We start from the raw sequence: 26399 nt of genomic DNA on the forward strand, positions 1-26399 counted from the left end.
GGTTCCTTAAGCGTGGAAGTGCAAAACATGATCAAGAAATGCCTTCATGCAATTTTTTCTGGCCTGGAGGATTTGCCAGTGCCGAACATCCGCAGCAGGAAACCGACGGGGCCTGTCTGGTACCATTTTCTACTTGGGTCGGTTTTAGTGCGGTCACCCATTGCCTGAGTGAGGCGGTCAAGGAAGATGGCCAGTAAAACCAGGCCGATGCCACCCACCGTTGCCAGTCCCATATCAAGTCGGCCAATACCCCTCAGCACCATTTGGCCCAGGCCGCCGACCGAAATCATGGATGCGATGACGACCATGGAAAGGGACAGCATCAGCGTCTGATTAAGGCCGGCCATCATGGTCGAAGTGGCCAGTGGTAACTGCACGCGCACCAGCATCTGCCGCGGCGTGCAGCCAAATGCGCGAGCGGCTTCGATCTTGTCTTCGGGCACCTGCCGTATGCCCAGATTGGTCAGGCGTACGAGTGGCGGAAGGGCAAACACGATCGTAACGAGAACCCCAGGTACGTTGCCGATACCGAACAGCATCACCACCGGGACGAGATAGACAAAGGCGGGCAAGGTTTGCATGGCATCGAGCACCGGCCTGACCACACGTTCGAGACGGTCGCTGCGAGCGCACAATATGCCCAGCGGAATGCCTATGACAGCACAGAAGAACACCGATGTCAGGACAAGGGCGAGGGTTGTCATCGACGCCGACCATACGCCGATAAGGCCTAGCAATGTGAGGGTAATGAAGCACAGCAGTGCCATGCGCTTTCCGGCGAGCTGCCAGCCAAGCAGGCTGGATAGTAGAATACCGATAGACGGTGGAATGCTCTGCAGGAACCATTCAATGCCATTCAGGACCTGGTCGATTGGCCACCGAATAGCGCGAAAGAAATCACGGAAATTATGCACCAGAAAATTCAACGTGCTCGTCACCCAGTCGCCAAGAGGGATGACGGTCGTCTGAAACGGATCGAGAAAACTAAAGTCGGACATTTGAACTACCCTCATTACGCGGTTCGCAAGTGAAGCACGTGCGAACTTACAGGTCTGATCGATGACTCAATGACTGCCCAGCGTTTGCAGTAATTGATTTTTGGACAAGGTGCCTTTCAAAAAACCGTTTCGATCCAGAACTGGCACGGGGTAGGGCAGTTTTGCCGCAATGTTCAACACCTCATGCAAAGGCGTATCAAGATAGACCGGCTCTAGTTCATGCTGGGCGTAGTGGGTGTTGCTACTGTCTGCATCGACAACACTCACCAACTGGCCTTGGTCATTCAGCAGGTAGCCAAAGTCAATGCCTGGTTTGAACTCCCGAGGGGCTTCGATATGCCGAGTGGCTTCAGGGTCAAGACGGGCCAGGTCACCCGCTTTCAAGATTTTGGAACTGTCAAAACCTTTGAAGAATGTGCGGACATAATCATTGGCGGGTTGACTTATCAATTCTTGCGGCGTGCCGATTTGCACGACTCTACCGCCTTCCATGATTGCGATACGGTGGCCAATGCGGATGGCCTCTTCGATATCATGGGAGATAAAGATGATCGTGCGCTTCTGCTCGGCTTGTAATTTGATCAATTCGCCCTGCATCTCGCTACGGATTAGCGGGTCAAGGGCAGAGAAAGCTTCGTCCATCAGAAGGATGGTGGGGTCATTGGCCAGTGCGCGTGCCAAGCCTACACGCTGCTGCATGCCACCTGAGAGCTGGTGCGGATAACTATGTTCCTGGCCAGAAAGCCCGACCTGCAGAAGCGCCTCGCGCGCGCGCTTCTGGCGTTCCGTTTCGCTGACACCCGCTATTTCGAGGCCGAAGGCTGTGTTTTCGAGGACACTCATGTGCGGCATCAGGGCGAATGACTGAAATACCATCCCCATTTCTTTGCGACGCACATCCAGCAGTGCCTTGTCTGAAAGCCCGGTGATTTCTCGACCATTCAGATAAATGTTGCCGGAGGTCGGCTCTATCAGCCGATTGAACAAGCGTACCAGGGTGGATTTGCCCGACCCTGACAAACCCATGATGACGAAAATTTCGCCGCGCTTTACTGACAGGGTCGCGTCGAACACACCGATAACTTGACCGGTTTTTTCGAAGACTTCTTTTTTGCTGAACCCCTCTTTCACCATCTTCATGGCGACATCAGGGTGGGGCCCGAAAACTTTGTAGATATGCTGGATTGAAAGAATTTCATCTGAGTGGCTCATGGCTTCCCTCCTAACTTTGATTTAGGGGATACAGTATCTTTGTTGGGCAAAGACAGTATCGACTTGGGGAGACAGTACCAAGAAGGTGGAATAGGCATGGCGGCGTCCTGGGTTTTTTATTTTTCTGGCCCCAGATGGGCGTTTATAGAATTTAAGCCTATCGGGCGTTGGCGACCATCAACATTTATCAGCCACTATTCATAACGTAGCGTTATCGAAGAGCGGGTCGCTATTACGCCGAAAAGAGAGGGGCCACTGCCCACACTGCACAGTGGCCCCAGCGGCGCTGAACTCCGTCAGAACAGCACCGGTCCTGCTCAGATCACGAAGCGTTGATCCAGATGGTCTTCAGCTCCGTGTATTGGTCATGGGCCCAGATGGACTTGTCGCGCCCACCGAAGCCGGATTCCTTGTAGCCACCGAACGGCGTGGTCACATCACCCTCGCCGAAGCAGTTGACCGTGACCACACCGGCGCGGATTTCCCGCGACAGGCGCAGCGCGTTGCGCAGGCTGCCGGTGTACGCCGAGGCCGCGAGACCGTAGACGGTGTCGTTGGCCAGCTCGATCGCCTCGTCGAGGGTCTCGAAGCTGGTCACGCTCAGCACCGGGCCGAAGATTTCCTCGACGAACAGCTTGTTGTCGCGGCCAACGTTGTCGACGATGGTCGGCTGTACGAATACGCCATCCTCGGTCTCGCCACCCTGCACGATGCTGAGCTTCTGCTCGGCGGCGTAGTCCAGGTAGGACTTGACCTTCTCGAAGTGCGCTTTGCTGACCATGGCACCCAGGCGGTTGTCCGGGTCGAGCGGGTCGCCCAGCTTCCAGTCCTTCAGGTGCTTGGCGATCAGGCTAAGCAGCTCGTCTTTGACGTCTTTGTGGACGATCAGGCGCGAGGACGCCGAGCAGTTCTCACCCATGTTCCAGAACGCACCGGCGGTGACGAACTGGGCCACTTCATCAAGGTCTTCGCAGTCGTTCATGACCACGGCCGGGTTCTTGCCCCCGAGTTCCAGGACGATGCGCTTGAGGTTGGACTCGGCAGCGTATTTGAGGAACAGGCGACCGGTTTCGGTGGAGCCGGTGAAGCTGACCATCGGGATGTCCATGTGACGACCGATGGCTTCGCCCACTTCGCGGCCACCGCCAGGCACCAGGTTGAACACGCCGGCAGGAATGCCCGCCTCATGGGCCAGTTCGGCCACGCGCAGGGCGCTGAGGGTGGTTTCCTTGGCCGGCTTGACCACGATCGAGCAGCCAGCGGCCAGCGACGGGGCAATCTTCCAGGCCAGCATCAGCAGCGGGAAGTTCCACGGCAGCACCAGGCCAACCACGCCGATGGCTTCGCGCACCACCATGGTCACTGCCGCGTTGCCGGTTGGAGCGGTCGCGTCGTAGATCTTGTCGATCAGCTCGGCGTGCCAGCGGATGGTGTGGATGGTTTCCGGCACATCGACGGTCTGGCACTCGCTGACCGGCTTGCCGCTGTCCAGCGCTTCCAGTACGGCCAACTCGTGAGCGTTGTCTTCCAGCAGTTGGGCGAACTTCTGCAGCACGTGCTTGCGGTCGTTCGGTTGCATCTTCGACCAGGTGCCTGCTTCGAACACGCGTTTGGCGGCAGCCACGGCGAGGTTGACGTCGTTGACGTCGCAGGCGGCGACTTGTGCCAGCTGCTCGCCGGTGGCCGGGTTGGTGGTGACGAAGGTACGACCGGAAATGGCCTCGCGGAATTCACCGTCGATGAATGCCTTGGTGCGCAGTTGCAGGTCGGCGGCGATGGCCGCGTATTGTTCCTTGCTCAGCAATTCAGCCATGTTCAGGCACCCCCAGTGATCTGTGCGATGGTGCACTTGAGCTCGCTGACTACGCGCTCGAGTTCCTGCTTTTCGGTAGCCTCCAGGTCGTACAGCGGCTTGCGCACGCCGCCGGTGCGCAGGCCGTTGAGGGCGCAGCCGTACTTGATCGACTGAACGAATTTGCCACCTTCGAGGAAATCCATCAGCGGCATCATGGCGCCCATGATCTTGCGCGCCTTGTCGAAGTCCTTCTCTATTACGCAGGCCTCGTACAGCGCCACGTGCTCGCGCGGGATGAAGTTGGAGCCGGCGCAGACCCAGCTCTTCGCGCCCCACGCGAAAAACTCCAAGGCCTGGTCGTCCCAGCCGCAGGACAGCTGGATGTTCGGGCGCTGGATGGCCAGGCGGTGCAGTTGGGCCATGTCGCCGGAGCTTTCCTTGATGGCGACGATGTTCTTCACGTTGGCCACCGCGTCGAAGAACGCTTCACCCATGCTCATGCTCATGCGGCCTGGGTAGTTGTAGAGCATGATCGGCAGGCCGGCGGCGGCATCGACAGCTTTTACATGCAGGGCGATTTCCTGCTGCGTCGGCAGCGCGTATGGCGGTGTGCCGACCAGCAGCGCGTCGGCCTTGATTTCCTTGGCGTGCCTGGCGAAGGCCACCGAGTCTTCGGTGCGGATGGCGCCAGTGCCGATGATCAGCGGCAGGCGGCCATTGAGTACGTCTTTGGCCTGGGCCGCCAGTTCCAGGCGCTCCTGGGCAGTGTGCGCGTAGTATTCGCCGGTGGAGCCGCCAATGATGACGCCATGGATCTTCGACTCGACCAGGTACTCGAGCACCTCGCTGAATGCGGCTTTGTCGATCGAGCCGTCTTCAGCCAGTGGGGTAATTGCGGGGGTGTAGATGCCTTCGAATTTCATGATGCCGCTCCGATTATGATCACCACAACACAATCAGTGCCTGGCCAGGTCGCCAGGCACTGATTTCATTTAGCCAAGCGATGCCGCCTGCTGAAGGTTCAGCGAGCGTGTTTCCGGGGCCAGAACCCATGACAGGAACAAGCCGAAGAAGGTGATGCCGGCGGCCACGTACATCGTCTGAGCGATGCCCAGGGATTCCAGCGAGACAGGGACAAGGTAGGTACCGACCGCTGCGCCAATGCGCGAAATCGATGTGCCGGCACCCACCGCGAATGCACGAATCTCCGTTGGAAAAATCTCGTTCGGGTAGACCAGGGTGAGCACCTGGGCCCCGCCGATGAACAGCGCATAGATAGCGAAGAAGACCAGGATCCAGGGGCCTGCGCCGTTGTTGGATGCGCCGAGGCACAACAGTGCCAGGCCTGAAACGGCAAAGCTGTACAGCAGCAGGTTGCGACGTCCGATGGTGTTGATGAGCCGGGTGGCGATGATGCATCCCGCCACGAAGAACAAGGTGATCAGCACTGACCCGATCGAGGCGCTGTCGCCTTTCACGTTCATCGCTGTCAGCACTTTGGGGGCAAAGGCATACACCGCGAACAGCGGGATGATGCAGCACGTCCAGAACACGATGACGAACACCATGCGCTTGGCGTAGCCCGAGTAGATGAGGCTCCAGACATTGATCTTGTAGTTGGGGCTTTCTTCTGGAAGGTTGGCCAGGGAATAGTCGTTGCCGTACACACGCCTGATGACCTTCAGCGCCTCGTCCTGACGGCCTTTGCTCAGCAGCCAGCGAGGCGATTCCGGCGTGCCTATGCGTACGATGAACAAGGCCATGCCGATGATCGCCGAGCTGGCCAGCACCCAGCGCCAGGCCTCTTCACCGCCCAAGCGCAGTACCAGCTCGCCGACGATGTAGGCTGCGGCAGCACCTGTGAACCAGAGGATCGTGAGCATCGCCAGGCGAGGGCCACGGTACTTTTTCGGCATGAACTCCACGAGAAGCGAAGTCGCGACGGGGTACTCGATGCCTACCGCGATGCCAATGATCAGCCGCAGAATAAAAATCGCCTCAGCTGTTTGAGCCCAGAACTGAGCGACGGACGCGAGAATAAAAAGAGTGGGGCCAACGAAGAACAAGCGCTTGCGGCCCAGCCGATCCGTCAGCCAGCCGCCCAGAAACCCACCGAAAAAGATGCCGATCAACGCGGAAGCCGCGATGAGGCCTTCCCAGAAGCTGCTGAGCGAAAGCGATGTGCTGATGTGCGCAAGCACCACACCTATGATGCTCAAGACGTAGCCGTCGACGAAAGAGCCTCCGCCCGAGCGTAAGGTGAGTAGTTTGTGGAACCTGTTCAGCGGTACATCTTCTACTGAGATATTTGGACTTATCATTTTTCTCTCCTGATAAAAGACTTAAGCTTCAACGCCTGCTTTGTATTGTCCCCACATCAGGTTCAGATTGACGCCCAGGGATACCAGCGGCTCCGGTGGGTTTGCACAAGGGCCTGGCGATTTCAGCAAGAACTCGATGAGTTCGTTATGTTCACCGGCAAGCCAGTCAGCCATCAGCTTTCCAGTCGCAGTTCCCCGCGTTACCCCCAGGCCGTTGCAGCACAAGACCCCATAAACGTTCGGGGCCAACTGACCGAAGTAACCCTCATGGTTTCGCGACAACGCGAGTGCGCCGCCCCAGGTGTATTCAAGGTTTACCTTGGGCAGCATTGGGAACCGGCGCGCGAACGATTCGCGATGCCTCTTGACGAACCGCTCGATGTACTTGCTGTTGCTCCTGCCATCCGCGTTGAAGCTGAAACTGTTGCGAACCAGGATGCGATTGTCTGGTGTGCGCCTGACGGTAGTGCCGAAGGGATCGGCGGGGATCACGCCCCAGAATGGCTTGCCGCCCAGGGCAGCCTGCTCTTGCTCGGACAATGTTCGGGTGAGGCTGGCGTAAGTGAAGACCGGTAGCATACGGCCTTTCAAGAAGCCGAAATGCATGCCAAACGCGTTGTTGCTCAGGATCAGTTTGCTGGCTGTGATGGCACCGTTATGATGCCGAAGGACAACCTTTTCGCCGTATTCGACATCGATGATCGGGGTGTTTTCATACAGCACGACATTAGCCGGAAGTGAGTCTGCCAGGCCTTTCACTAGTGCCGATGGCTGAATAAGCGAGGTTCCCGGCGTGAACAGTGCTTTGCGGTAGAAGCGGGTGCCGATGTGCTCGGGCAGCGCGTGCGCTTCGATCATTTCGTAGGGTTGCCCAAGCTTGTCCAGGCCACTGCGGTAGGCGTCCAACACTGCAATCCCGCGGGACTCCACGGCGGCTTGATATTTGCCGCAGTGCTTCATCTGGCAATCAATGTTGAACTGCTCGACCAGTTCCTTCAGGGAATGCTGACCGAAGTGGTTGATCTTCAGGGTCGTCTTTGCGACTTCGATATCGCCGATGTAATCATCAGCGCCGATGTCGTGCGGCAGGTCGATGGCAAAGCCTGCGTTCCGACCCGAAGAGCCCAGCCCGACTTCTTGAGCTTCGATCAGTGCGATTTGGTCATCCGGGAAGTTCAGGGCGAGCTGTCGTGCCACGGCCAGGCCGGTAAAGCCCGCGCCGACGATAGCCCAGCGCACGTTGGAAGTGCCTTGGTGCGCTGGTTGGACGCGACGCCCTTTGCTCAAGTGATACCATCCGCATGTCGTGTCATCGGCTGGTAAAGAAGTGATTTTTGTCATTGGGGTGATCCTGAGAGGTAGGCTTGCGTCCAACATGGCATGAGGTAGCTGACGCGTTTCGGGTCGCTACATTTCATAGCGGATCTCTTTGGAAGGCGGGTGGCCAAAAAAAGCTCGGTATGACCTGCTGAAATGCGTGCATGAGACAAAGCCGCATGCGATCGATACGTCGAAGATCGATGTGTTGGAATTCTGTATGAGCCGGCGAGCTTCGGTTATTCTGAGCTGGAAGTAATATTTCTGAGCCGTGGTACTCAGCTGATATTTGAACAGTCGCTGAATTTGCCGAACAGAAAGGCCCACGAGCTGGGCCAGTTGTACTTGGCTGAGCGGCTCCTCAAGATTGGACTCCATCAGCGTGATCACTTCACGCAACGGTTTGCTCACCTTGGGCTGTTGGGGTTTCTGAAAACTCCGATGTTTGCTTTGATCGGAATCAAGGGTGTCCAGAACGGCATTGGCCAACTCGGCACACGCGCCGTAACCTAGCCAGCGGATCATCATGTCGAACGCGCCATTGGGGGTTGCCGACGTCATTCGGTCGCGGTCGAGTTCCAAGGGTTCCTGGGATACCACGGCGTGGGGCGCACGCTCAGCCAAGGCGGTGCGTTGCTCGGCATGTATGGCGCAGCGGTAGCCGTCCAGCAGCCCGGCAGCGCCAAGGTACCAGGCGCCATTCCACAGGCCGCCGAGCGCGATAGGCAGCTTCGATATCTTTTTAAGCAGTGACGATAGCCAATTAGGTAAAGTGCGGGCGACACGCAGACCGCCGCATATCACTATAAGATCGAGGTCGGACAAACGAAGGTCTGTGAGGGGCGTATCAGGACGGATGGGAATGCCCAGGTCGCTCATGACTTCAGTATGGTTGTGGCTGAAAGTGTGTATGCGTACCGCACCTTGGGATATGAGATTCGCTGTAACCAGAACATCCAGCGCTTGCGTGAAGCAAGGCAAAGAAAAATTTTCGAGCAAAAGGAAACCCACTCGGGAGGGCTTACGATCGCCGCGCGCATGTGGCATGAAGCCCAAGTTGCGGTCGGCGAATGTGCGGCTAAATGCTCTTGTAATTGTTTTCATTGGGGTACCTAGCAGCCCAAGCCCAATGCTTGAATTTATTTGTTGTATTGACATGCTCTCTAGATGATTAAGAGCCATCATCAGGTTGGGCACTAGCTTAATGACCGCGTCATGAACGGGTCCAACGACTTTTCCGGGCTTTTTTGGATAACGTCTGGTTATCAATCCACCCGTGGAACGAAAGCTACCCCTTCGCAAGATTGATAATGCCCTTCGCATAACTTTAAGTTATGCTGCTGGTAAATTTTTTACCGGTGAACGCTGCTTATTCCGCGCGTAGGATGGGCAAGTAATCGAATGGGTGTGGTTCAGGAGCGGTACGAAGAATGTCGCACAAGCATGTGGATCCAGATACGCTGCTCCTCAAAATGCCCTCGCTCAGGGCGGTGAAAGCCTTCGTGGCAGCCGCCAAGTACGAAAGCTTCACCCGCGCAGCGGAAGCTTTGTGCGTTTCACAAGCCGCCATTAGCCGTCAGATCCGCGAGCTTGAAGAGTACCTCAACGCGCCACTGTTCATTCGCGTGGGGCGTGCCGTTGAGCTCACGCCTGCCGGGGCTGTGTTTTTCGATGCGTCGCAAATTTCTTTCGTGAATATCGCTCAGGCGGCAGAGCGCATCAGGAATGCGCCGGTCGACAAACACGTGCTGACCATATCGTGTTCTCCGGCGTTTTCAGCACTTTGGCTTTCAAATCATATTCAGGATTTTCGGTCGAAAAATCCTGATATCGAGCTTAATCTGATTACCACTCAGAATTTCCACGCTCGAGAGCCGGGCGTGGAGCCCGATATCGTCGTTTCAAAATTCGTCAATGTAGGGGAGGGGTATAAAGTATATCCACTCTGCCATGACATCATTTACCCCGTGTGTTCGCCTGAGTATGTTGACCGCCATCCTGACATTACCACATTGGAAGGGCTGCGCAGCGCTGAACTTCTGGACTTGAGCCCCTATGGCAGGTCAGGTGTGGCCGAGCACGTCGACTGGAGTGTATGGCTCGCGTTCCAGAATATTGATATTGATGAAAGAGACCCGCAGAGTCCGCCCATCTTCCATGCGAATGATTATAACCTGATTACCAATATGGTGCTTTCCCATCAGGGGGTAGCACTCGGCTGGAATCATTTGGTGGCGCACATGGTCGAGACGGGGCGGTTGGTGAAACCGGTCAAAGAGCAGGTCACGCTGCGCAACAGCCTTCATTACTTGGCGTGCCGTGAAGATACGGTGGCAAAAGACGCTTGTGCCCGGGTCAGGGACTGGATCATGACCAAGTTCTCAGCGTGGAAAGTTCAAGCGCGAAATGGATAACCTGACATTATCGATTCGGCTGCAAAAATGTAGTTTGAGTGGTTGCTGAGTACAGCTATACCCTGTCTGCACGCGTGACCAATAATAATCCGTTTATCGACGGAGCAGTCTTTCTTTGCCAGGGTTTCGTGCGCGGCTTTTTACAAGAACATATTTACAAAAATAATGTTTCAGTCGTTTGTGCCTGCCTGGAATGGCATGGTGCCTGGAGGATAATAATGAACAGCAACGAATCCGTCATTAGCCTGATCAAGCAACGCAAGGCTCGCCATGTGTTGCCCCGTGAGCTTTATTTCGACCCTGTGGTTTATCGCCAGGACCTCGAACACATCTGGCATAAAGACTGGGTCTTTGCTGGGCACACCTTCGAAATTCCCAAGACCGGCCAGTATTTCACTCTGCAGATTGGCGACTACCCGGTAGCCGTCGTGCGGGGCAAGGATGGTGAGGTTCGAGCCTTCCACAACGCCTGCCGCCACCGTGGCGCCAAGGTCTGCGAACATGCGAGCGGCAAGGTGGCGAAGTTGGTCTGCCCCTACCATAAATGGACCTTCGAGCTCGACGGCAACCTGATCTATGCAGGCAATATGGGCAACGACTTCGATCGCTCGAACTACGGCCTGAAGACCGTTCATATCGAAGTGGTACACACCTACATCTATGTCTGCGTCGCCGAAGAGGCACCTGACTTCTCTGGCTTCCGTGCCGCCGTGACCCCGTTCATCGCGCCGCACTTCCTGGAAAACTGCAAGGTCGCCTTCGAATCGAACCTGATCGAAAAGGGCAACTGGAAGCTGGTCTTCGAAAACAACCGTGAGTGTTACCACTGCGACGGTACCCACCCGGAGCTGCTCAACTCCTTCGTCGAGAACTTGTCGGTCGCGGGTGTCGGCGGCGATGAAGACCCGGAGCTTGTGGCCCATTGGGACCGGTGTGAAGCGGCAGGCATGCCAAGCCGGTTGAACATGGACCCCAAGGGGCGTTTCCGTATGACCCGCATTCCGCTCTCCGCCGGTGCGGTGAGCTACACCATGGATGGCAAGCCTGCAGTGGCAGGGCGGCTGGACAAGAGCGGTGAACCGGACATCGGTGCGCTGCTTTACTTCAACTACCCATCGACCTGGAACCATTTTCTCGGCGATCACGCGTTGAGTTTCCGCGTTCTGCCGATCGGCCCGGGCGAAACCCTGGTGACCACCAAGTGGCTGGTGCCGGAGGCTGCCGTCGAGGGCGTCGACTACGACCTGGAACGCCTGACCAAAGTATGGTTGGCCACCAACGACCAGGATCGTCGCCTGGTTGAAGGCACCTTTGCGGGTGTCTCCTCACCTGCCTATGAGCCGGGCCCATTCTCCGAAAACGCTGAAAACGGTGTTTGCCAGTTCGACGATTGGTACTGCGCGACCATGCTGGAGCGCCTGGAAGGGCGTCCCCAATTGAAATCGGTCGGCTGATGCAGCGATTCGCAACGGCGCCTTCGGGCGCCGTTTTCGTTGGTCCTGGCGCAACGGCGATGCACTTGCCAGCGAATGCGCTGTGAACATTGAAGTGTTGCTGTTCAGGAAGGGGGCGGGCGTGGACCTTTGGGCAGAGCTAAGCTTTCGAGCTTTGACACCGGCAGGTGTATGTCTGGAAAATAGCCACCTTGTCTTGAGGAACATCGGAAATGGCTCTGCTTGGGCGTTACAACAGTTTGCAAATCGTGAAACACGTGGACTTCGGCCTGTACCTGGACGGCGGCGCCGACGGCGAGATCCTGCTGCCCGGGCGCTATATCCCGAAAAACGCCGAAACCGAGGTCGATGACTGGCTGAACGTGTTCATCTACCTGGACAGCGAAGACCAGCTGATCGCCACCACCGAGAAGCCCAAGGTGCAGGTCGGCGAATTCGCCAGCCTCAAGGTCAAGGACATCAACGGCGCTGGCATCTTCCTCGACTGGGGCCTGTCCAAGGACCTGCTGATGCCGTACTCGGAAGAAGCGCGGCCGCTGAAGATCGGCGACTACTGCGTGGTGCACGTGTACCTCGACAAGCGCACCCGCCGCATCACCGCCACCTCGCGCCTGGACCGCTACCTGGACCGCACCCCGGCGGACTACCAGGTGGGTCAGCCGGTCGAATTGCTGGTGGCCGGCGAGACGCCGATGGGCTTCAAGGCCATCATCAACAACCGCCACTGGGGCCTGATCCACAAGAACGAGGTGTTCAAGTTCCTGCGCTCGGGCATGCACGAGAAGGGCTTCATCAAGGAACTGCGCCAGGACGGCAAGATCGCCCTTAGCCTGCAACCGGTGGGCGCGGCCCTGGCCGACAGCCTGCAAGAGCAGATCATGGCGCGCCTGGAAGCCGAAGGCGGGGTGCTGAATGTGAGCGACAAGAGCGACCCGGCGCTGATCAGCAAGCTGTTCAGCGTCAGCAAGGGTAACTTCAAGAAGGCCATTGGCGGGTTGTTCAAGCAGGGCCGCATCGTCATCCATGACGATCGCATCGAAAAGGCCTGATCAGGCCTGCACGAAGGTACGGAAGTCCAGCTGCTCGCCACCGGGGCGGGTGTCGCGCAGCAGCGAATCGCGGTCGGCGCTGAGGGCAAGGCTGATGGTCGAGCGGCGCTTGCCGGGGTTGCGCACTTCCATCTGTTCCTGGTGCGCACGCAGGAAGTTGATCGGCACCTTCAGGTGCTGCAGCTCGTCGCTTTGCGGGGTGTGCAGCAGCAGGTTGACCCAGTCGGGCTGGCCCTTGCGCAGCAGCGCCACCGGCACTTCGAACCACCACAGGTTGCGCTTGTGGTCGAGGATGGCGAACAGGGTATTGCTGCTGGTCAGCACCGGGCGGGCCAGTGCTGCGTTGCGCCGGGCGATGGCGGCGGGTTTGTCGAGTTTCATGCAGGTTCCTGCGGGTTGACGCTATGAAGGCCTGCATTGTGAGGGGTGGCGGGTAGCGGGGCAAGGTTGCCGGTTGCGTTACCGCTTGGCTCGGGGATGAAAAAACCGTTGGAACGTCTGGCGCAGGCGTTGGGTCCACCGACTGTCGACACGGTTCTCGTGTCTCCCCATTGCAGGAGTTTTGCCATGAGCGGTACCAAAGACAAAGCGAAAGGTTTGGCCAACGAAGCGATCGGCAACGTCAAGCAGGGTGTCGGCAAAGCCACCGACAACGACCGCCTGCGCGCCGAGGGCGAGGCCCAGGAGCTGAAGGGCGAGGGGCAACAGATCAAGGGCAACGTGAAGGACGCGGTGAAAAAGCCTTGATCTGAGCGACCTCTCCCGGCCTTTTCGCGGGTATTGCACAGACTTCACGCGCTGTGCCGTATCTGTGGGAGCGGGTTTACCCGCGAAGAGGCCGCTACTGGCGTAAGCAAATTCTTGCAGCATGGCCGGGATCAGCACAGTAACGGCAGGGTCTATTAGACTTACCCCATGTACTTACGAACCAAGCGGCGAAAGGAGACGCTATGATTTTCCCCGACCTGCGCGGCCTGCCCCTGCACCGCGTGCTGGTACGCACCGTCAAGGAATTCCTCGACGACGAGATGTCTACCTACGCCTCGGCGATGGCCTACCAGATGCTGTTTTCGCTGTTCCCGTTCCTGCTGTTCCTGATCGCCCTGATCGGTTTTCTGCACCTGCCGGACTTCTTCTCGTGGCTGCGCCTGCAGTCGGAACTGGTGCTGCCGCCACAGGCCCTGGAGCAGGTGAACCCGGTGATCGACCAGTTGCAGCAGTCCAAGGGCGGGCTGTTGTCGGTGGGTATCGTGATTGCCTTGTGGACCGCATCGGCCGGGGTGCGCCTGATGATGAGCGCGATGAACGCGGCCTACGACGTGCCCGAAGGCCGCCCGGTGTGGAAGCGCATCCCGTTGTCGGTGATCTATACCGTGGGCATTGCCGGCATGCTGCTGGTGGCGGCGGCGCTGATGGTGCTGGGGCCGCAGGTGATGGAATGGATCGCTGCCCAGGTCGGCATGCAGGAGGTGATCGTCACGGTGTGGACCATCCTGCGCTGGCCGGCAATCATCATTTTGATGATGGTGGCGGTGGCGCTGATCTATTACGTGATGCCGGACGTGAAGCAGGAATTCCGCTTCATCACCCCGGGTTCGGTATTGGCGGTGGTGGTGTGGATCCTGGCGTCGTTGGGGTTTGCCTACTACGTCAAGACCTTTGCCGACTACAACGCCATGTACGGCAGTATCGGTGCAATCATCGTGCTGTTGTTGTATTTCTATATTTCCGCCGCCGTGTTGCTGCTGGGCGCGGAGATGAACGCCGTGATCGAGCACATGTCGAGCGAGGGCAAGAACCCGGGCGAAAAGGTTGCCGACGGGCAGCAGCCCCAGGAAACCCGTACTGTGCTGGGCCATGAGCACCCGATACCGAGCGAGCAGCAACCTTCCGAGCCGAGCCCCCGATGATCCGTGACATCCTTAAGATGGGCGATGAGCGCCTGCTGCGCATCGCCCCGCCAGTACCTGAGCACATGCTCGGCAGCGCCGAACTGCAGCAATTGATCGACGACATGTTCGAAACCATGCGTCATGTTGGCGGTGTGGGCCTGGCCGCGCCGCAGATCGGCATCGACCTGCAGCTGGTGATCTTTGGGTTCGAGCGTAGCGAGCGCTACCCGGATGCCGAACCGGTGCCGCAGACCATTCTGCTCAACCCGGTCATCACGCCGACTTCCAGCGAACTCGAGGACGGCTGGGAAGGATGCCTGTCGGTGCCCGGCCTGCGCGGCGTGGTGCCGCGTTTCAAGCACATCTGCTACCAGGGCATCGACCCGCAGGGCAAGCCGATCGATCGCTTTGCCGACGGTTTTCATGCGCGGGTGGTGCAACACGAGTGCGATCACCTGATTGGCCGGCTGTACCCGTCGCGCATCCAGGACTTTGCCCGGTTCGGCTACACCGAGGTGCTGTTCCCAGGGCTGGACGCCAGCGACGACTGACCACGCTGCAGGGCCACCAGGCGCTTGCTGCGCTGGTAGCGCTGCAGGCGCCCGGCCAGGGCCTGCGGCAGGTGCTGCGCCGCGCTGAAGCCCTGGCGTTGGTAGAACGGAACGAGGTCCGGGTGGCAGAACAGCCAGACCGGGCCGCCAGCCTGCGCCAGCGCCGCCTCCAGCAAGCGCCCGGCCACCCCTTGGCCGCGCTGCGGCGGGGCCACGAACAACCCGGTCAGCCACAGGCCATCGTCCACTGCGCTCAGGCTCAGCCCGGCGACGATGCCTGCGGCCCGCGCCACCCATAGCTGCGCGTCGCCTGCGGCGCGCATGCGCGAGCCGTGCTGGCGGTAGAAGTGGTCCAGCAGCCGGCGTTCCGCGGCCGCAAGTTTCGAACAATGAAGATTTTCAGAAATGACCAGCCCTGCCCTGAAACGTGGCCAGAGGCGCTGGCCAGATGCGTTGCGGGCATTTTGTCGCAGATTGTTGCAAATCCGGCAAGGGAGAATATCCGACTCCAGGGTTCAACTATTTCGAGGCGGGCGTAGACTTTTACCCATCCCCCCTGGCAGTACGAAGCGGGATCGGTACTTCGTGCCATCTTCAACGTGGATGGCAACTTCTCCGCGCCGGTTACGGCATCAGAAGTCAATCGATCAGCTTGCATGTTCGAAAGGCCTACCTACATGAAACCATTACTGATTCTTGCATTGGTCGGGATGTCCTCGCTCGCCCTCGCCGACGAGGCCCAGCCTGTTTCCAGCGAACCTGTGGCCCAGCAGTACGACTATTCGATGAACCTGGATATCAAGCGGGTGATCAACCTGTCGACCATCCCCAACGTCTGCGAAGTGGTACCCGCGACCATGACCTACGAAGACCACCAGGGCCAGGTGCACACCATTCAGTACCGTGCCATGGGTGAGGGGTGTCAGCAGGGTTGAGCCGCCGGGTGTCTGGTTCTGGCGGCCTCGTATTCGTCTGCCGTGACGAGTCCGTCAACCGGAGTGCGGTGCAGACGACAGAAAAATCCTGAATGAATATCGAGGAAAGAGTGCTATCTTAATTTGATAGCATTTTTCCATGAACACTCGATACCGCAAAACCCTCGACGCAATTTTCCGAACGCCGACTCCGGCTTCGTTGGCGTTCTCCGAGATCGAGGCATTGGTACGCCATCTGGGCGGACAGGTGCTGGAGCGGCAAGGTTCCAGGGTCAAGCTGATGCTGGGTAACCAGATCTGGAGGTGTCACCGACCTCATCCCGGTAAAGAGGCCAAGCGGTATCAGATTGAAGAAGCTCGCGAATTTCTCTTGCGGGTAGGAGTCAGGATATGAGTTGCATGCGCTACAAAGGCTACGCTGCCCGTGTCGAGTACGACGAGCGTGACGATATTTTCGTCGGTCGGGTGCTTGGCATGCGTGACATCATCAGCTTTCACGCGAGCTCCGTGCCAGAGCTGCATGATGCTTTTCGCGATGCGCTGGAAGATTATCTGGCGGATTGTGCAGAGCAGGGCATAACGCCGGAAAAACCTGCGTCTGGAAAAGTCATGCTGCGTATTCGACCTGAAGTTCATGCCGCTGCAAGTGTCGCGGCCCGTGCTGCGGGCAAAAGCCTGAACCAGTGGGCTGACGAAGTCTTCGAGCTGGCCGCAATGGCCTGAAATCGCCGTCTTCTTCATTCAGGCAGGTTTGGCCGATAGCGGCCCCAGGCCGTCAAAGAAAATTTCGACCCCTGTCGATTCCTCCTCCGTCCGTTCGACCATAGGGTGAGGGCACGCAGCACCGCGTGCCCGATCACCCATGACCTGTCGGAGGAACCCCCGATGAGCACCGCAGCCGAAACCGAGATTCGCCAGTTGATCGAGCGCTGGATGCAGGCCGTGCGCGACCGCGACATCCCCAACATCATCGCCCCCTATGCCGACGACATCGTCGCCTTCGATGCCATCCAGGCCCTGCAATTCAAGGGCAAGGCCACCTACCAGGCGCACTGGGAAATGTGCATGAGCATGTGCCCCGGCGCCATGCTTTTCGAGTGTGCCGAGCTGACCGTGCATGCCGCTGGCGATCTGGCCCTGGCCCATTGGCTGAACCGCTGCGGCCCGGCGGACGACGACAGCCAGTGCGGCTACATGCGCGCCACTGTGGGCTATCGTCGTCAGGGCGGGCAGTGGCAGGTCATCCATGAACACTGGTCGGCACCGTTCGACATGCAGAGCCAGAAAGCCCTGTTCGATCTCAAGCCCTGAGCCGTTATCGCCAAACGCACTTTGCCAACGCCTGGAGGCGACCATGAAATACCTGTGCCTGGTCTATTGTGACGAGGGGCTGCTGCATAGCCTGCCCGACAGCCCGGAAGATGCCGAATGCCTGGCGTACGCCGAAGCCATCCACGGCTCCGGGCGCATGCTGGCGGCCGAGGCGCTGAAGCCGGTGCAGACCGCCACCACGGTGCGCATGCGCAACGGCCACATGAGCCTGACCGACGGCCCGTTCGCCGAGACCAAGGAACAGCTGGCGGGCTTTTACCTGGTAGAGGCACGCGACCTCAACGAGGCGTTGAACATCGCCAAGGGCATTCCCGCCGCGCGGGTCGGCAGTGTCGAGGTGCGGCCGGTGCGCCAACTGCAACCCTGACAACAACGGAGAACCCCCAGCATGACCCTTGCACACCCAGCGCAAGCGCAGCACGAGTTGTCCATCAGCCGCCTGATCGACGCGCCCCCGGCCAAGGTCTTCCGGGCCTGGACCGACCCCCAGTGGCTGATGCAGTGGTGGGGGCCGCACGGCATGAGCACCCCGGAGTGCGAAATGCAGTTATGGGCCGGTGGCCTGTTTCGTACGCTGATGCGCGCAGCGGATGGCAGCGAGTACCCGAACCAGGGCGTGTTCCTGGAAATTGCCGCGCCCCGGCGGCTGGTGTTCACCGATGCCTTCGGCCCGGGCTGGGTGCCTTCGGACAAGGCCTTCATGACCGCCGTGATCAGTTTTGACGACGAGCACGGCAAAACCCGCTACACCGCCCGGGCCTGGCACTGGAATGCCGCCGACTGCCGCGCCCATGAGGAAATGGGCTTTCACCAGGGCTGGGGGGAAAGCCTGGACCGCCTGGTGGAGGTGGTCACCCAGCGGATGCCCGACTGATGACGACCCTGGCGCAGGTGCGCGCCGAGGTCGAAGCCGTATACCGCCGCGAGTCGCGGCGCATCCTGGCGACGCTGATCCGCCTGCTGGGGGATTTCGACCTGGCCGAGGAGGCCATGCACGATGCCTTCTTCATCGCCGTCGAGCGCTGGCAGCGCGATGGTATCCCGCAAAACCCGCGGGCGTGGCTGGTGTCCACCGGGCGCTTCAAGGCCATCGATGGGCTACGCCGGCGTAGCCGCTTCGATCGCTCCCAGGCGGACCTGAGCCTGCTGCTCGACGGCCAGGCGCAGGACCCCAGTGAAGAGGAACTGCTGGCGGACGACCGCCTGCGGCTGATCTTCACCTGCTGCCACCCGGCCTTGTCCGCCGATGCCCAGGTGCCGCTGACCCTGCGCGAAGTATGCGATTTGACCACCGAGCAGATCGCCCGCGCGTTCCTGCAAAGCCCGGCGACCATCGCCCAACGCATCGTGCGTGCCAAGGCCAAGATCCGCGATGCCGGTATCCCGTATCAGGTGCCGGAACTGAACGAATTGCCCGAGCGCCTGGAAAGCGTGCTGAGGGTGATCTACCTGGTGTTCAACGAGGGTTATTCGGCGTCGTCGGGCGAGGCGCTGTTGCAGCAGGCGCTGAGTGACGAAGCCATTCGCCTGGCGCGGTTGCTGGTGCAGCTGCTGCCTGACCCGGAGGCGGTCGGCCTGCTGGCCTTGATGCTGTTGCAGGCGTCCCGCCAGCGGGCGCGTACCGATGCTGACGGCAACCTGGTACTGCTGGAGCGCCAGGACCGTAGCCTGTGGGACCGGCAACGCATTGCCGAAGGCTGCGAACTGGTGCGCCAGGCCCTGCAGAGCCGGGCCTTCGGTGCCTATACGGTACAGGCGGCGATCGCGGCGGTGCATGCCGAAGCGGCGACGGCGGAAGAGACCGACTGGGTGGAAATAGTCGGGCTGTATGACGTGTTGCAGCGGCATTGGCCGTCGGCGGTGGTGGAGTTGAACCGGGCGGTGGCGTTGGCCAAGCGGGATGGGCCGGCGGTTGGCTTGCGCGCGGTCGAAGGGATTCTGGCGCGGGGCGAGTTGCTGGACTATCACCTGGCGCATGCGGCGCGGGGTGAACTGCATTGCCAACTGGGGCAGAGGGACGAGGCGCGTGCGGCCTGGCGGCAGGCGCTGGCGCTGACCCGGCAGGAGCCGGAGCGCCGGCATATCGAGCGGCGGTTGCGGGCTATTGAATGATGTTGGCTTTACCGTCCCTTTCGCGGGTGAACCCGCTCCCACAGGGACATCACAGCATTCAGCATTTGATGCGACCCTGTGGGAGCGGGTTTACCTGCGAAGAGGCCGGTACTGGCTACATCAGACTTCAGCTAGCGACAAAATTCGGCGGCGACACCAGCTCGACGGTCTGCTGCTTGCGCGGCGCGAGGATCTCGGCCTCACCGGCAACCACCAGCTCTTCGTTCTGGTTGTACACGTTGGTGGCGATGCGCACCTTGAACTTGGGCAGCTTCTCGAGGATTTCCAGGCGCACGGTCAGGGTGTCGCCAATTTTCACCGGCTTCTGGAAACTCATCTGCTGGCCCAGGTAGATGGTGCCCGGGCCGGGCAGGGTGCAGGCCACGGCAGCACTGATCAGCGCGCCACTGAACATGCCATGGGCAATGCGCTCGCGGAACATGCTCTTGGCCGCGAACTCGGCATCCAGGTGCACCGGGTTGTGGTCACCGGACATCGCGGCGAACAGCTGGATGTCGCGTTCTTCGACGGACTTCTTGTATTCGGCCTTCTGGCCGACTTCGAGGGCTTCGTAAGGCGTGTTGGTGACCTGGGACATCGGGGCTTCCTTAAGGGGCGGGCGAGGGCGCCAATCATTCACTGCGGGCAGGGCGGCCAAGGGCCAGCGCCTGTTCCAGCCAGGCGAGTACATCGCCGGTGACCTCGTCTCGATTGAGTTCGTTTAGCACTTCATGCCGCGCCCCTGGATAGACGCGCAGCTGTACCTGTCGATTGCCGGTCGCGCGCAGGGCGTCGGCCAGGTGGGTGAGACGCTTGCCGGCACTGACCGGATCACATTCGCCTCCGATCACCAGTAGTGGCAGGTTCGGATCGATCTGCCCGAGGTTACTCGGCTGGCTGATCTGCGCCAAGCCTTGCAGCAGGTCGAGCCACAACTGGTTGCTGCAGCGAAAGCCGCACAACGGGTCGTCGACGTACTGGTCGACCTCGGCCGCGTCGCGGCTGAGCCAGTCGAATGGCGTGCGGTTGGGCTTGAACGCCTTGTTGAACGAGCCGAACGACAACCACTCGATCAGTGCACTTCGACCCAGCGGGCCCTGGCGCCAGGCCTCCAGCCGGGCGATCAGCCGCGCCGCGCGGTACAGCGCCGCCGGCTGGTAGTTGGAGCCGCTGAGGATCGCCCCGTGCAGGCTGCCACTGTGATGCAGCAGGTAGGCCTGGGCGATGTAGCTGCCCATGCTGTGGCCGAACAGGAACAGCGGCGTGCACGGGTACAGCTGGCCGATGTGCTGGGCCAGCAGCCCGAGGTCGTTGACCACGGCATTCCAGCCATGATGACGGGCGAACAGGCCAAGGCTGCCCAGCTCGGCGGTGCGCCCGTGGCCGCGCTGGTCGGCGGCGATCAAGGCAAAGCCGGCCTCGCTCAGGGCATGGCCCAGGCGCTGGTAGCGCCCGGCGTGCTCGGCCATGCCGTGCGCCAGCAACACCACGGCTTTGACCGGGGTGGCCGGCAGCCATTGGTGCACGTAGAGGCTGCAGTGCTCGCTGGCGGGCAGCCAGAAGGCGTCGTGGGGCATGGCGGGTCCTTGTGCGCACGGATACCCGAACAGTGTATGCACAACCGCTCGGATTGCAGGAAGGGCACAAATAAGATTCACAATGTTAATGGCGGCACTTGGCGTATATGCCGCCTTGGGCTTACCTGCTAACGTCGGGTCAACGCCTTCTCGCTTCGGGCGAGCAGGTACAAGGGACTACAGGACACACAGCAGGTCCAGGCAGAGGAACAATAATAAGATGCAAGCCGACTTCTGGAATGACAAGCGCCCGGCGGGCGTGCCCTCCACCATCGACATCAACGCCTACGCCTCGGTGGTCGAGGTGTTCGAGCGCTCCTGCAAGCGCTTTGCCGACCGCCCGGCGTTCAGCAACCTGGGCGTGACGCTGAGCTACGCCGAGCTGGAGCGCCACTCGGCGGCCTTCGCCGCCTGGTTGCAGCAACACACCGACCTCAAACCGGGTGATCGCATCGCGGTGCAGATGCCCAACGTGCTGCAATATCCCATCGCCGTGTTCGGTGCGCTGCGCGCCGGCCTGATCGTGGTCAACACCAACCCGCTGTACACCGAGCGCGAGATGCGCCACCAGTTCAAGGACAGCGGCGCCCGCGCGCTGGTGTACCTGAACATGTTCGGCAAGCGCGTGCAGGAGGTACTGCCCGACACCGGCATCGAGTACCTGATCGAGGCGAAGATGGGCGACCTGTTGCCCACCGCCAAAGGCTGGCTGGTCAACACAGTGGTCGACAAGCTGAAAAAGATGGTGCCGGCCTACCAGCTGCCCCAGGCGGTGCCGTTCAAGCAGGTGCTGCGCCAAGGCCGCGAGCTGTCGCACAAGCCGGTGCCGCTCGGCCTCGACGACATTGCCGTGCTGCAATACACCGGCGGCACCACCGGCCTGGCCAAGGGCGCCATGCTCACTCACGGCAACCTGGTGGCCAACATGCTGCAAGTGCTGGCGTGCTTCTCGCAGCACGGGCCGGATGGCCAGAAGCTGATCAAGGAAGGCCAGGAGGTGATGATCGCCCCGCTGCCGCTGTACCACATCTATGCCTTTACCGCGAACTGCATGTGCATGATGGTCACCGGCAACCATAACGTGCTGATCACCAACCCGCGCGATATCGCAGGCTTCATCAAGGAACTGGGCAAATGGCGGTTCTCCGGCTTGCTCGGCCTGAACACGCTGTTCGTCGCGCTGATGGACCACCCGGGGTTCCGCCAGCTCGACTTTTCCGCGCTGAAAGTCACCAATTCCGGCGGCACTGCGTTGGTCAAGGCCACCGCCGAGCGCTGGGAGGCGCTTACCGGTTGCCGCATCGTCGAAGGCTACGGCCTGACCGAAACCTCCCCGGTAGCCAGCACCAACCCCTATGGCCAGCTGGCGCGCCTGGGCACGGTGGGTATTCCGGTGGCGGGCACGGCGTTCAAGGTCATCGACGATGACGGCAACGAGCTGCCGCTGGGCGAGCGCGGCGAGCTGTGCATCCAGGGCCCGCAAGTGATGAAAGGCTACTGGCAGCAGCCTGAGGCCACGGCCCAGGCGCTGGATGGGCAAGGCTGGTTCAAGACCGGCGACATCGCGATCATCGACCCGGACGGCTTCACCCGCATCGTCGACCGCAAGAAGGACATGATCATCGTCTCGGGTTTCAACGTGTACCCCAACGAGATCGAGGATGTGGTGATGGCCCATCCCAAGGTCGCCAACTGCGCAGCCATCGGCGTGCCGGACGAACGTTCCGGCGAGGCGGTGAAGCTGTTCGTGGTGCCACGCGAGGGCGGGCTGAGCGTGGAAGAGCTGAAAGCCTTCTGCAAGGCCAACTTCACCGGCTACAAAGTGCCCAAGCACATCGTGCTGCGCGAGTCGTTGCCGATGACGCCGGTGGGCAAGATTCTGCGGCGGGAGCTGCGCGATATCGCTTGAGCCAGAGTTGGCTACTTCGCGGGCTTGCCCGCTCCACAGGGCATTCACAGTTTTCAAGTGCTGTGCAGCCCTGTGGGAGCGGGCAAGCCCGCGAATGCTGCAAAACCGCTCTACCAGGCTATTTACAGCCCGATTCGCGACATTTTGGATAAATACTCTAAAAATGACCTGCATTGTTCATTGAGTCATTTTTATGACCGAGAGGCCTGTTTTGGCCTCTAGGCGACCCCAGGCAAAGCTGTTACTCTCGGCCCGCTTTCAGATGATCCGGTTTGCAACGAGCCGTCATCACATATCAATAATAAGCGCATCGACGCGTGAATCGAACTTCGCTGTTGCTGAAGGAGTGGGCTTCCATGATCGAACATTTTTGGAAGGATAAGTACCCAGCCGGGATTACGGCGGAAATCAATCCTGACGAATTCCCCAATATCCAGGCGGTACTCAAGCAATCCTGCCAACGCTTTGCCGACAAACCGGCCTTTAGCAACCTGGGCAAGACTATCACTTATGGCGAGCTGTATGCGCTGTCGGGGGCATTTGCCGCCTGGCTGCAGCAGCATACCGACCTCAAGCCGGGTGACCGCATTGCCGTGCAGCTGCCCAACGTTCTGCAATACCCGGTGGCGGTATTCGGTGCCATGCGTGCCGGGCTGATCGTGGTCAACACCAACCCGCTGTACACCGCTCGGGAAATGGAACACCAGTTCAACGACTCCGGGGCCAAGGCGCTGGTATGCCTGGCCAACATGGCCCACCTGGCCGAAAAGGTGGTGCCCAAGACCCAGGTCAAACACGTTATCGTCACCGAAGTGGCCGACCTGCTGCCGCCGCTCAAGCGCCTGCTGATCAACAGCGTGATCAAGTACGTGAAGAAGATGGTACCGGCCTACAACCTGCCGCAGGCCGTGCGCTTCAACGATGCGCTGGCGCTGGGCAAGGGCCAGCCGGTGACCGAGGCCAACCCGCAAGCCAACGACGTTGCTGTGCTGCAGTACACCGGTGGCACGACCGGCGTGGCCAAGGGCGCGATGCTGACCCACCGCAACCTGGTGGCCAACATGCTGCAGTGCCGGGCGCTGATGGGCTCCAACCTGCACGAAGGCTGCGAGATCCTCATCACGCCGCTGCCGCTGTATCACATCTACGCCTTTACCTTCCACTGCATGGCCATGATGCTGATCGGCAACCACAACGTGCTGATCAGCAACCCGCGTGACCTGTCGGCCATGGTCAAGGAGCTGGGCAAGTGGAAGTTCAGCGGTTTCGTCGGCCTCAATACCCTGTTCGTCGCCCTGTGCAACAACGAGGCGTTCCGTGCCCTGGACTTCTCGGCGCTGAAGATCACCCTGTCCGGCGGCATGGCCCTACAACTGAGCGTGGCCGAGCGCTGGAAGGCCGTTACCGGTTGTGCCATCTGCGAAGGCTACGGCATGACCGAGACCAGCCCGGTGGCGGCGGTGAACCCGGCAGAGGCCAACCAGGTCGGCACCATCGGTATCCCGGTGCCGTCGACCCTGTGCAAGATCATCGACGACGCCGGCAACGAGTTGCCGCTGGGCGAGGTCGGCGAGCTGTGCGTCAAGGGCCCGCAGGTGATGAAGGGTTACTGGCAGCGCGAGGACGCCACGGCGGAAATCCTCGACAGCGAAGGCTGGCTGAAGACGGGTGACATCGCCTTGATCCAGCCGGACGGCTACATGCGTATTGTCGACCGCAAGAAGGACATGATCCTGGTCTCGGGCTTCAACGTGTACCCCAACGAGCTGGAAGATGTGCTGGCGGCCTTGCCCGGTGTATTGCAGTGCGCCGCCATCGGCGTGCCGGACGAGAAGTCGGGTGAAGTGATCAAGGTGTTCATCGTGGTCAAGCCGGGCATGACCGTGACCAAGGAGCAGGTGATGGAGCACATGCGTGCCAACGTTACCGGCTACAAGGTACCGCGCCAGATCGAGTTCCGCGACGCACTGCCGACCACCAACGTGGGCAAGATCCTGCGCCGCGAACTGCGCGATGAAGAACTGAAGAAGCAGGGGCTGAAGAAGATCGCCTGATCAGAGCCCTGCACACTCAGTGTGGGAGCGGCCTTGTGTCGCGAAAGGGGCGCGAAGCGGCCCCAGGGTCTCAGCCGTGATGCTGAAATTGCTGGGGCCGCTTCGCGCCCCTTTCGCGACACAAGGCCGCTCCCACAGAGAACGCGTGATCAGCGCAGTTTCTCGAGCATCTGGTAATACCACATCCCCGCCGCCAGCAGCGGGTTGCCCAGCAAGTCGCCCATCGGCACCCGCACATGTTTGCACTGGGCGAAGGTGTCGAACTTCTCCAGCGTTCCGGTCAATGCCTCGGCCATGATCTCGCCCATGATGTGGCTGGTGGCAATGCCGTGGCCGGAATAGCCCTGGCAATACCACACGTTGTCCGACAGCTTGCCCAGCTGCGGAATGCGGTTGACCACGATGCCCATGGCGCAACTCCACTGGAACTCGATCGGCACGCCTTTCAGCGCCGGGAAGGTACGCTCGATGCACGGGCGCAGTTCGCCGGCGATGTCCCGCGAGTCACGCCCGGAGTAATTGGCGCCACCGCCGAACAACAGGCGCTTGTCGGCAGTCAGGCGGTAGTAGTCGAGGACGAAGCGGCAGTCGTACACCGCCAGGTCCTGCGGGTTGATCTGCTCGGCCAGCTCACCCAGCGGTGCGGTGGTGACGATGCCGCCCATGGCCGGGAAGATCTTGCCCTTGAGCTGGCGCTTTTCCAGTTTGTGGTAGACATCGCCGGCCAGCATCACCTGACGCGCCTCGACCCGGCCGTGAGCGGTGACCACCGCCGGGCGCGGGCCGTGGACGATGTCCAGCACTTCGGAGTTCTCGAAGATCAGCGCCCCCAGACCATGGGCAGCACGGGCCTCGCCCAGGCACAGGTTGAGCGGGTGCAGGTGCAGGTTGCGCAGGTTCTTCAGCGCGCCCAGGTACAACGGGCTTTGCAGGTGTTCGGCCATGCCGGCGCGGTCCAGCAGTTGCACCTGCTCGCCCATGCCCCGGCGCCGGGCTTCGGCCTCGAAGGCGCGCAGCTCGGCCATGTGCGAGGGTTTCATTGCCGCATGCAGGTGGCCGCGCTTGAGGTCGCAATCGATGGCATAGCGCGCCACGCGCTGCTCGATCACCTGGTGGCCGCGCCAGCGCAGGTGCCAGATGAAGTCGTCCACCTCGCTGCCAAGCCGGTTGCGCATCTGCGTACGCATGGCTTCGTCGCCCGACAGGCTGCCGGTGACCTGGCCGCCATTGCGGCCGCTGGCGCCCCAGCCGATACGGTTGGTTTCGACGATGGCCACCTTCAGGCCACGTTCGGCCAGCTCTACCGCCGTGGCGACACCGGTGAAGCCGCCGCCGATGATGGCCACATCCACCTGCACCGTGCCCTTGAGCTGCGGGTACTCGGTTTGGTCGTTGAGGGTGGCGCTGTAGTAGGACGGCGCGCGCTGCGCCGGGCCGTTGTTCGATGCTGCGTTCATGGGTGTTCCTTGTTCTGTAG

At 60.4% G+C, this 26399-nt stretch carries 27 protein-coding genes; 15 read left to right on the plus strand and 12 right to left on the minus strand.

The window, feature by feature from the left end; genetic code table 11:
- Positions 1-44: 44 nt before the first annotated feature.
- The 7 genes from proW to C6A77_RS04990 form a co-directional block, all read right to left on the minus strand.
- Complete coding sequence (proW, locus tag C6A77_RS04960) at positions 45-998, minus strand: glycine betaine/L-proline ABC transporter permease ProW (RefSeq protein WP_114168281.1); 954 nt, start codon at positions 996-998, stop codon at positions 45-47.
- A gap of 66 nt (positions 999-1064) precedes the next feature.
- Complete coding sequence (locus C6A77_RS04965; protein ID WP_114168282.1) at positions 1065-2210, minus strand: glycine betaine/L-proline ABC transporter ATP-binding protein; 1146 nt, start codon at positions 2208-2210, stop codon at positions 1065-1067.
- 322 nt (positions 2211-2532) lie between these two features.
- On the minus strand, positions 2533-4023 hold the full coding sequence (locus tag C6A77_RS04970; RefSeq protein ID WP_114168283.1) for an aldehyde dehydrogenase: 1491 nt from the start codon (positions 4021-4023) through the stop codon (positions 2533-2535).
- Positions 4024-4025: 2 nt separating this feature from the next.
- A complete protein-coding gene (locus tag C6A77_RS04975; RefSeq protein ID WP_114168284.1) occupies positions 4026-4928 on the minus strand; it encodes a dihydrodipicolinate synthase family protein in 903 nt (300 codons plus the stop codon).
- A gap of 69 nt (positions 4929-4997) precedes the next feature.
- A complete protein-coding gene (locus tag C6A77_RS04980) occupies positions 4998-6326 on the minus strand; it encodes an MFS transporter (RefSeq protein ID WP_114168285.1) in 1329 nt (442 codons plus the stop codon).
- A gap of 21 nt (positions 6327-6347) precedes the next feature.
- The gene (locus C6A77_RS04985; protein WP_114168286.1) at positions 6348-7667 is read right to left on the minus strand and encodes an FAD-binding oxidoreductase; all 1320 of its coding nucleotides are present in this window, start codon (positions 7665-7667) and stop codon (positions 6348-6350) included.
- Positions 7668-7733: 66 nt separating this feature from the next.
- A complete protein-coding gene (locus C6A77_RS04990; protein WP_114168287.1) occupies positions 7734-8747 on the minus strand; it encodes a GlxA family transcriptional regulator in 1014 nt (337 codons plus the stop codon).
- A gap of 326 nt (positions 8748-9073) precedes the next feature.
- Here C6A77_RS04990 and C6A77_RS04995 point away from each other — a divergent pair, with 326 nt between their 5' ends.
- The 3 genes from C6A77_RS04995 (at position 9074) to C6A77_RS05005 (ending at position 12560) form a co-directional block, all read left to right on the plus strand.
- Entirely contained in the window at positions 9074-10057 is a 984-nt protein-coding gene (locus C6A77_RS04995) for a LysR family transcriptional regulator (protein WP_114168288.1), read from the plus strand.
- Between the two features lie 218 nt (positions 10058-10275).
- Positions 10276-11511: an aromatic ring-hydroxylating dioxygenase subunit alpha gene (locus C6A77_RS05000; RefSeq protein ID WP_114168289.1), complete on the plus strand. Its 1236-nt coding sequence runs from the start codon at positions 10276-10278 to the stop codon at positions 11509-11511.
- A gap of 212 nt (positions 11512-11723) precedes the next feature.
- Positions 11724-12560 carry a S1-like domain-containing RNA-binding protein gene (locus C6A77_RS05005; RefSeq protein ID WP_114168290.1) on the plus strand — a complete coding sequence of 279 codons (837 nt, stop codon included), beginning with the start codon at positions 11724-11726 and terminating at the stop codon, positions 12558-12560.
- On the opposite strand, the gene C6A77_RS05010 is transcribed toward C6A77_RS05005, so the two are convergent.
- Entirely contained in the window at positions 12561-12941 is a 381-nt protein-coding gene (locus C6A77_RS05010) for a hypothetical protein (protein ID WP_114168291.1), read from the minus strand.
- Positions 12942-13127: 186 nt separating this feature from the next.
- Here C6A77_RS05010 and C6A77_RS05015 point away from each other — a divergent pair, with 186 nt between their 5' ends.
- The 3 genes from C6A77_RS05015 to def all read left to right on the plus strand — a co-directional run bounded on the left by C6A77_RS05015 (position 13128) and on the right by def (position 15003).
- Positions 13128-13307, plus strand: a complete 180-nt coding sequence (locus C6A77_RS05015; RefSeq protein ID WP_114168292.1) for a CsbD family protein — start codon at positions 13128-13130, stop codon at positions 13305-13307.
- A 203-nt stretch (positions 13308-13510) separates the two neighbouring features.
- Complete coding sequence (locus C6A77_RS05020) at positions 13511-14470, plus strand: YihY/virulence factor BrkB family protein (RefSeq protein ID WP_114168293.1); 960 nt, start codon at positions 13511-13513, stop codon at positions 14468-14470.
- Positions 14467-15003: a peptide deformylase gene (def, locus tag C6A77_RS05025; RefSeq protein WP_114168294.1), complete on the plus strand. Its 537-nt coding sequence runs from the start codon at positions 14467-14469 to the stop codon at positions 15001-15003. Before C6A77_RS05020 ends, def begins: the two co-directional genes overlap by 4 nt.
- On the opposite strand, the gene C6A77_RS05030 is transcribed toward def, so the two are convergent.
- Positions 14958-15326 carry a GNAT family N-acetyltransferase gene (locus tag C6A77_RS05030; RefSeq protein ID WP_114168295.1) on the minus strand — a complete coding sequence of 123 codons (369 nt, stop codon included), beginning with the start codon at positions 15324-15326 and terminating at the stop codon, positions 14958-14960. The genes def and C6A77_RS05030 overlap by 46 nt on opposite strands.
- A gap of 354 nt (positions 15327-15680) precedes the next feature.
- Between C6A77_RS05030 and C6A77_RS05035 the strand changes: the two genes are divergently transcribed.
- The 7 genes from C6A77_RS05035 to C6A77_RS05065 all read left to right on the plus strand — a co-directional run bounded on the left by C6A77_RS05035 (position 15681) and on the right by C6A77_RS05065 (position 19382).
- Positions 15681-15938, plus strand: a complete 258-nt coding sequence (locus C6A77_RS05035; protein ID WP_114168376.1) for a DUF2790 domain-containing protein — start codon at positions 15681-15683, stop codon at positions 15936-15938.
- A 139-nt stretch (positions 15939-16077) separates the two neighbouring features.
- On the plus strand, positions 16078-16332 hold the full coding sequence (locus C6A77_RS05040; RefSeq protein ID WP_114168296.1) for a type II toxin-antitoxin system HicA family toxin: 255 nt from the start codon (positions 16078-16080) through the stop codon (positions 16330-16332).
- Positions 16329-16661: a type II toxin-antitoxin system HicB family antitoxin gene (locus tag C6A77_RS05045; protein WP_114168297.1), complete on the plus strand. Its 333-nt coding sequence runs from the start codon at positions 16329-16331 to the stop codon at positions 16659-16661. Before C6A77_RS05040 ends, C6A77_RS05045 begins: the two co-directional genes overlap by 4 nt.
- 162 nt (positions 16662-16823) lie before the next feature.
- On the plus strand, positions 16824-17249 hold the full coding sequence (locus C6A77_RS05050) for a nuclear transport factor 2 family protein (RefSeq protein WP_114168298.1): 426 nt from the start codon (positions 16824-16826) through the stop codon (positions 17247-17249).
- 43 nt (positions 17250-17292) lie between these two features.
- Positions 17293-17637, plus strand: a complete 345-nt coding sequence (locus C6A77_RS05055; protein WP_114168299.1) for a YciI family protein — start codon at positions 17293-17295, stop codon at positions 17635-17637.
- 21 nt (positions 17638-17658) lie between these two features.
- The gene (locus C6A77_RS05060) at positions 17659-18144 is read left to right on the plus strand and encodes an SRPBCC family protein (RefSeq protein WP_114168300.1); all 486 of its coding nucleotides are present in this window, start codon (positions 17659-17661) and stop codon (positions 18142-18144) included.
- Positions 18144-19382 (plus strand): RNA polymerase sigma factor, encoded by a 1239-nt coding sequence (locus C6A77_RS05065; RefSeq protein ID WP_114168301.1) that lies wholly within the window; start codon positions 18144-18146, stop codon positions 19380-19382. The genes C6A77_RS05060 and C6A77_RS05065 overlap by 1 nt, the downstream gene beginning before the upstream one ends.
- Before the next feature lie 127 nt (positions 19383-19509).
- Here C6A77_RS05065 and C6A77_RS05070 read toward each other — a convergent pair whose 3' ends face one another.
- Positions 19510-19980 carry a MaoC family dehydratase gene (locus C6A77_RS05070; RefSeq protein WP_114168302.1) on the minus strand — a complete coding sequence of 157 codons (471 nt, stop codon included), beginning with the start codon at positions 19978-19980 and terminating at the stop codon, positions 19510-19512.
- A 34-nt stretch (positions 19981-20014) separates the two neighbouring features.
- On the minus strand, positions 20015-20959 hold the full coding sequence (locus C6A77_RS05075) for an alpha/beta hydrolase (RefSeq protein WP_114168303.1): 945 nt from the start codon (positions 20957-20959) through the stop codon (positions 20015-20017).
- Positions 20960-21179: 220 nt separating this feature from the next.
- On the opposite strand from C6A77_RS05075, the gene fadD2 reads away from it, so the two are divergent.
- Both fadD2 and fadD1 read left to right on the plus strand, forming a co-directional pair.
- Positions 21180-22868, plus strand: coding sequence for a long-chain-fatty-acid--CoA ligase FadD2 (gene fadD2, locus C6A77_RS05080; RefSeq protein WP_114168304.1), 1689 nt, complete (start codon positions 21180-21182; stop codon positions 22866-22868).
- A 356-nt stretch (positions 22869-23224) separates the two neighbouring features.
- A complete protein-coding gene (fadD1, locus tag C6A77_RS05085; protein WP_114168305.1) occupies positions 23225-24922 on the plus strand; it encodes a long-chain-fatty-acid--CoA ligase FadD1 in 1698 nt (565 codons plus the stop codon).
- Between the two features lie 149 nt (positions 24923-25071).
- On the opposite strand, the gene C6A77_RS05090 is transcribed toward fadD1, so the two are convergent.
- A complete protein-coding gene (locus C6A77_RS05090) occupies positions 25072-26379 on the minus strand; it encodes an FAD-binding oxidoreductase (protein WP_114168306.1) in 1308 nt (435 codons plus the stop codon).
- Between the last annotated feature and the right edge of the window lie 20 nt (positions 26380-26399).

It is taken from the genome of Pseudomonas sp. AFG_SD02_1510_Pfu_092 (genome assembly GCF_003331055.1).
Classification (GTDB): domain Bacteria; phylum Pseudomonadota; class Gammaproteobacteria; order Pseudomonadales; family Pseudomonadaceae; genus Aquipseudomonas.